We start from the raw sequence: 6,338 nt of genomic DNA, 5'->3' as shown, positions 1-6,338 counted from the left end.
CGGCGTACGACGCCCGCCCCACCCTGGGCGACCTCCCCGGCAACCTCGGTGTCGTCCTGCGCCGCAGCACCGACGGCGGCACCACCTGGCAGGCGCAGCAGGTCGTGCGCAAGGAAGCCGCCCCCAAGGGCTACGGCGACCCCAGCCTCCTGGTCGACCGCGAGACCGGACGCGTCTTCGTCTTCTACGCGGCCTCCGTCAACCAGGGCTTCTTCGGCTCCGGGACCGGCAACGACGAGAACGACCCCAACGTCCTGCAGGCCGACTACAGCTACTNNAAGCACGAGCGGATCACCGCGGAGATCAAGAACCCGGCCTGGGCCGGCATGTTCGCCGCCTCGGGCGAGGGCATCCAGCTGCGGCACGGCACCTACAAGGGCCGGCTGATCCAGCAGTACGCCATCCGCAACAACGGCGCCAACTACGCGGTCAGCGCCTACAGCGACGACCACGGCGCCACCTGGAAGATGGGCACCCCCGTCGGCCCCGGCGGCGACGAGAACAAGACCGTCGAACTCTCCGACGGCCGTGTCATGCTCAACAACCGCTCCGCGCCCTACCGCACGGTGGCCTACTCCTCCGACGGCGGCGTCACCTACACCCCCTTCCAGCAGGACACCGAGCTGCCCGACCCCGCCAACAACGGCTCCATCGCCCGCTTCGCGCCGGGCGTGGCCGCCTCGCACCCGCGGGCCTCCTGGCTGATGTTCAGCAACACGGCGACCACCAACAGCCGCAGCAACCTCACCGTCCGCCTCTCCTGCGACAACGGCCAGAACTGGCCGGTCCGCAAGACCGCCGAGGCCGGGTCCGCCGCCTACTCGACGCTCACCCCCCTCGGTGACGGCACCAAGGGCAACGACCGGGTGGGCATGCTGTGGGAGCGCGACAACTACCGGCACATCACCTACTCCTCCTTCGACCTGCAGTGGCTCGGCGGAGTCTGCGCGCCCGTCACCGTCACCCCGCCCGCCTCCCTGCCCGCGGGGAAGACCACCGAGGTCACCGTCCGCGTCGTCAGCCAGAACGACGTGACCCTCCCCTCCGGCTCGGTCTCCCTCCAGCTGCCGTCGGGCTGGAGCGCCCCGTCCGTCACCGTGCCGGCGCTCAACCCCGGCCAGGGCGCGAACATGAGGATCCCGGTCACCGTCCCCGCGAACGCCACCGCGGGCAAGGTGCCGACGACCGCCACGTACCTCGTGCGCGGGTCGCAGCGGTCCTACGGTGACCACACGCTCACCGTCACCGCCCCCTAGCACCACCGGGCCGCCCGCACGATCCTTCGCGGCGGGCGGCCCGTCCCCTTCCTCCGTACCACCCGTGTACCGCCGCACTACCCCAGGAGTCCATGCCATGTCCTCGTCCCAGCCGCTGCGCGGCGTCGTGCCGCCCGTCTGCACCCCCCTCGACGCCTCGGGCGAGGTCGACACCGCCTCACTGACCCGGCACGTCGAGCACCTCGTGAGCGGCGGAGTGCACGGCCTGTTCGCCCTCGGCTCCAGCAGCGAGGTCGCCTTCCTCACCGACCGGCAGCGTGCGGTGGCGCTGCGGACCGTCGTGGAGGCCGTCGCCGGGCGCGTCCCCGTGCTCGCCGGCGTCATCGACACGACCACCCCCCGGGTGATCGTCCACGCGGAGGCCGCCCGCGAGGCCGGCGCCGACGCCCTGGTGGCGACCGCGCCGTTCTACGCCCGGACCCACCCCGTGGAGATCGCGCACCACTTCCGCACCCTGCGCGCGGCCGTCGACCTGCCCCTGTACGCCTACGACCTGCCGGTCTCGGTGCACAGCAAGCTCTCTCCCGCCCTGGTGCGCGAACTCGCCGAGGACGGCACGATCGCCGGCCTCAAGGACAGCAGCGGCGACGAGGGCGGCCTGCGCCGGCTCATCGTGGAACTCGGCGGCCGCCACGGCCGCGCCGACGGCCCCGCCCCCTCCTTCAGCATCCTCACCGGCTCCGAACTGACCGTGGACGCCGCCCTGCTGGCGGGCGCCGACGGCGTCGTCCCCGGCCTGGGCAACGTGGACCCCGCCGGATACGTGCGCCTCTACGACGCCGTGCGCGGCGGCGACCTGGACAGCGCCGTCAAGGAGCAGGAGCGGCTCGTCGAGCTGTTCGGCATGGTCGACGCCGGCCCGGCGGACGAGATGGGCCCCAACTCCTCCGCCATCGGCGCCTTCAAGCACGCACTGCGCCTGCTCGGGGTGTTCACCCACGGCACCACCGCCGCTCCGCAGATCCAGCTGGGCGACGCGTCGGTCGCCTTCGTCGAGCAGCGGCTGCGCGGCGCCGGACTGCTTCCGGTCCGATGACGGCACGGCAACCGGACGCCGCTGTCATCGGCCTCGACCTGGGCGGCACGAAGATCGCCGCCGCCCTGGTCGCGGCCGACGGCACCGTCCTGGCCCGGCACTCCCTGCCCACACCGGCGGCCGAGGGGGCCGAGGCGGTGCTCGACGCGCTGGCCGAAGCCGCCCGCGGGGTCTGGGCACCGGGCACGACGGCGATCGGCGTCGCGGCCGCCGGAGTGATCGACCCCGCCACCGGAACCGTCACCAGCGCCACCGACACGATCCGCGGCTGGGCCGGCACCGCCCTCGCCACCGGCCTCGCCACCCGCACCGGGCTTCCGGTGGCCTGCGACAACGACGTACGCGCCGCCGCCGCCACGGAACTGGCCACCCTCCGCGAGGGCACGGCCGGCCGGGGCGGCGACGGCCCGCACACCGGCGGTGCCCCGGCCGGCCCGCGGCCCACGCTGGTCTACGCGGCCGTGGGCACCGGCGTCGGCGGGGCCGTGGCCGCCGAGGGGCGCATGCTGCACGGCGCGGCCGGCATCGCCGGACACCTCGGCCACCTGCCGAGCCCCGAGGCCGAAGGGCTGCCCTGCACCTGCGGCGCCACCGGTCACCTCGAGGCGATCGCGGCGGGTCCCGGCATCACCGCCCACTACACGCGGATGAGCGGGATCCCGGCCGACCGACTGGAGAGCGTGGCCGCCCGCGCGGCCCAGGGCGACCCGCACGCCACCGCGGCCATCGTCCTGGGCGCCGGGGCCGTCGGCCGCGCCCTGGGCGGCCTCGCCAACGCGCTCGGCGCCGACCACGTCGTCGTCGGCGGCGGTGTGCCCCGCATCGGAGCGCTGTACACGGACGCCCTGGACGCCGCCTTCGCCGCCGAACTCATGCCCCCGCTGCGGGGCCTGCGCCCCGTCCCGCCGGGCGCCGGATCCGACGCCGCCGTGCACGGCGCGGCGGCACTGACCCGCACCCTGCCCCTGCACAGCCCCCGAACCACCGGAGTTCCCCGATGACCCTGCCCCTGGCCGACTCCCTGAAGGGCCGGCTGATCGTGTCCTGCCAGGCCCCGCCCGGCGACCCGATGCGCCAGACCGACACGCTGGTGCGCATGACCCGCGCGGCCGAGGCCGGCGGCGCGGCGGCCGTACGGGTCAACGAGCCGGAGGTCGTCGCGGCCGCCGTCGCCGCCGTCGACGTGCCCGTGATCGGGCTGTGGAAGGATGGCGACACCGGCGTCTACATCACCCCGACCGTGCGCCACGCCCTCGCCCTCGTCGAGGCCGGGGCGGCCGTCGTCGCGGCCGACGCCACCGCGCGCCCGCGCCCCGACGGCAGCACCTTCGCGGAGCTGGCCGAGGCCGTCCACGCGGCGGGCGCCCTCGTCATGGCCGACGTGTCGACCTTCGACGAGGGCCGCGCGGCCGCGGCCCAGGGCGCCGACTTCGTCGGGACGACCCTGTCCGGATACGTTCCGGGCACCCCCCGCCAGACGGCCCCCGATCTGGCGCTCGTCGCCGACCTGGCCGCCGCGATCCCCGTCCCGGTGATCGCCGAGGGCCGGATCGCGACCCCGCAGCAGGCCGCCCAGGCCCTGGCGGCGGGAGCGCTGAGCGTCGTCGTGGGCACCGCCATCACGGCACCGACCGCGCTGACCCGCGCCTTCGTGGCCGGTCTCACCTCCTGACCGTGCCGGTGGGACGCCGTGCCGCCCCCCGCCGACCGGGGCGGCGCGGCCGCCGGCCCTTCTCCGGGTGGGACTCCATGTGACGGAGGACCGCCCGTCCCGCCGGCTCCGCCCGTCCCGCCGGCTCCGCCCGCCGCGCCGGTGACGGCCCGACAGGGGCCGCGCGGGCGCGGCGGCCCTCCCGTGCGAGCGCGGCCGGACCTCGCGTCCGCGGCGTGATCCGCCGGACGGCCCCGGTCCGGGCGGCTGCCGCGGCTCTCACACCGGTTGCCACAGAGGGGCGAGCGCCGCCGGGGTGAGGAGCCGGTCCGGCGGCCCCTGACCGGCCACGCGGCCGTCGCGGAGCAGCAGGCACGCGTCCGCCGCGCGTGCCGCGTCCAGGTCGTGGGTGGCGTGGACGAGGGTCACCCCGTCGGCTGACAGCCCGGCCAGCAGCGCCGCCGTGCGCTCCCGGGCCTCGGGGTCGAGACCGGTGGTCGGTTCGTCCAGCAGGAGCAGGTCCGACTCCTGGGCCAGGGCCTGCGCCATGAGCGTGCGCTGCCGCTGCCCGCCGGAGAGTTCGCCGAGCTGACGCGCGGCCAGCGCCGTGACGCCGAGGCGCTCCATGGCCTCGTCCACCGCCGTCCGATCGCGCCGCGTGAGCCGGCGCCACGGTCCCCGCTCGCCCCAGCGCCCCATCTCCACGGTCTGCCGGACCGTCAGGGGAAGCGTGTCGCCGACGGCCCCGCGCTGCGGGACGAACGCCGGCGGCCGGGTTCCGGCGTGCCGGACCTCTCCCGCCGAGGGGCGGATCACCCCGGCCAGAACCCCGAGCAGCGTGGACTTCCCGCTGCCGTTCGGGCCGATCAGCGCGGTGACGGCCGACGCCGGTACCGCGCCGTCGATCCGGTCGAGCACGGGGCGGCCGGGATAGCCGGCGCAGAGCCCGGTGAAGCGGATGCGGGGCGGCGGCCGGTCCCCGGTGGCGGAGACAGGGGTTTTATTGAACATGATTGTCATTGTAGTGTGCTCGCATGGACTGGTTGACGGGCCCCTTCGAGGTGTCCTTTGTGCAAAGGGCCCTGTGGGGCGGCATGTTGGTGTCGGCGATCTGCGCCCTGGCGGGCACCTGGGTGGTGCTGAGGGGCATGGCCTTCCTCGGTGACGCCATGTCGCACGGACTGCTGCCGGGGGTCGCGCTCGCCGCGCTCCTGGGCGGCAACCTCCTGGTGGGCGCGCTGCTGAGCGCGGCCGTGATGACGGCGGGCGTCACCGCCCTCGGGCGCACCCCGAGACTGTCCCAGGACACCGGGATCGGCCTGCTCTTCGTCGGGATGCTGTCGCTCGGCGTCATCGTCGTCTCGCGCTCGCAGTCCTTCGCCGTCGACCTGACCGGGTTCCTCTTCGGCGACGTCCTCGCCGTCCGGGAACAGGACCTGGTGCTGCTGGGCGGTGCCCTGCTGCTGGCGCTGACCGTCTCGGTCCTCGGCCACCGGGCCTTCCTCGCCCTGGCGTTCGACCCGCGCAAGGCCCGCACCCTCGGCCTGCGTCCGCGCGCCGCCCACGCCGTCCTGCTGGGCCTGCTGGCACTGGCCATCGTCGCCTCCTTCCACATCGTGGGGACGCTGCTGGTCCTGGGCCTGCTCATCGCCCCGCCCGCGGCCGCGCTGCCCTGGGCCCGCAGCGTGCGGGCGGTGATGGCGCTCGCGGCACTGCTCGGCACGGCCGCCACCTTCTTCGGCCTGCTGCTCTCCTGGCACCTGGGCACCGCCGCCGGCGCGACCGTCTCGGCCCTCTCGGTGGGCCTGTTCTTCCTCTCCCACCTGGCCTCGGGCGTCCGCCACCGCCGCCGCGAACGCGGGCGGACCGGCCACCCCGTGGCGACCGCCTGAGGGGCACCGGCCGAAGAGGCCCGGTCCGGAGAGCCGGTCCGGCTCCGGGAGCCGGCCCCGTTCCGGGAAGCGACCCCGTTCCGGGGCCCGACCCCGGCCCACGACCCGATCCGCACACCTGATGGAGGCGACCCCCTTGCCCGTCCGAGGAAACGTCACTGCCGAAGCGTCCGCGCTCCTGGCCCTCGCGCTGCTCACCGCGGGCTGCGCGGACGGCCGGGACGACGCCGGCTCCGCCCCGCCGGCGGGTCCGCCGGCCTNNGGAGGCCGAGCAGCAGTCCAGGCTGCTCCTCAACGACCCGAGGACCGGAGACACCCGCGTCCTCGACCTGATCACCGGGAAGGCGCACGAGGTCCCCCGGACACCGGGCACCACGGCCCTCACCACGGACGGCCGGTTCGGCCACCTCCACGGCGCGGACGGCACCCGCGTCCTCGACACCGGTGCCTGGACGGTGGACCACGGCGACCACGTGCACTAC

General features: G+C 75.5%; 6 protein-coding genes and 2 pseudogenes. 7 read left to right on the top strand and 1 reads right to left on the bottom strand.

Annotation, left to right across the window (positions count from 1 at the left end):
• The 5 genes and pseudogenes from AOK18_RS34415 to AOK18_RS17175 all read left to right on the top strand — a co-directional run.
• Positions 1 to 276: pseudogene (locus AOK18_RS34415) on the top strand (exo-alpha-sialidase); the annotation flags it as partial.
• Between the two features lie 2 nt (positions 277 to 278).
• The coding region (locus AOK18_RS17190) for an exo-alpha-sialidase (RefSeq protein ID WP_240503214.1) at positions 279 to 1,256 on the top strand (978 nt) is incomplete at its 5' end.
• Positions 1,257 to 1,353: 97 nt separating this feature from the next.
• Complete coding sequence (locus tag AOK18_RS17185; protein ID WP_055694951.1) at positions 1,354 to 2,313, top strand: dihydrodipicolinate synthase family protein; 960 nt, start codon at positions 1,354 to 1,356, stop codon at positions 2,311 to 2,313.
• Positions 2,310 to 3,314 carry an ROK family protein gene (locus AOK18_RS17180; RefSeq protein WP_055694950.1) on the top strand — a complete coding sequence of 335 codons (1,005 nt, stop codon included), beginning with the start codon at positions 2,310 to 2,312 and terminating at the stop codon, positions 3,312 to 3,314. The genes AOK18_RS17185 and AOK18_RS17180 overlap by 4 nt, the downstream gene beginning before the upstream one ends.
• Positions 3,311 to 3,985 (top strand): N-acetylmannosamine-6-phosphate 2-epimerase, encoded by a 675-nt coding sequence (locus AOK18_RS17175; RefSeq protein ID WP_055694949.1) that lies wholly within the window; start codon positions 3,311 to 3,313, stop codon positions 3,983 to 3,985. The genes AOK18_RS17180 and AOK18_RS17175 overlap by 4 nt, the downstream gene beginning before the upstream one ends.
• A gap of 258 nt (positions 3,986 to 4,243) precedes the next feature.
• Here the strand turns inward: AOK18_RS17175 and aztA are convergent, their stop codons facing one another.
• On the bottom strand, positions 4,244 to 4,984 hold the full coding sequence (gene aztA, locus AOK18_RS17170) for a zinc ABC transporter ATP-binding protein AztA (protein WP_055694948.1): 741 nt from the start codon (positions 4,982 to 4,984) through the stop codon (positions 4,244 to 4,246).
• A gap of 14 nt (positions 4,985 to 4,998) precedes the next feature.
• On the opposite strand from aztA, the gene aztB reads away from it, so the two are divergent.
• Both aztB and AOK18_RS34410 read left to right on the top strand, forming a co-directional pair.
• Positions 4,999 to 5,856, top strand: a complete 858-nt coding sequence (gene aztB, locus AOK18_RS17165) for a zinc ABC transporter permease AztB (protein WP_055572249.1) — start codon at positions 4,999 to 5,001, stop codon at positions 5,854 to 5,856.
• Between the two features lie 262 nt (positions 5,857 to 6,118).
• A pseudogene (locus AOK18_RS34410) lies at positions 6,119 to 6,338 on the top strand (hypothetical protein); the annotation flags it as partial.

Origin of the sequence: Streptomyces prasinopilosus, assembly GCF_001419695.1 — a bacterium.
Taxonomy (GTDB): Bacteria; Actinomycetota; Actinomycetes; order Streptomycetales; family Streptomycetaceae; genus Streptomyces; species Streptomyces prasinopilosus.
This window is presented reverse-complemented; position numbering and strand designations above follow the sequence as displayed.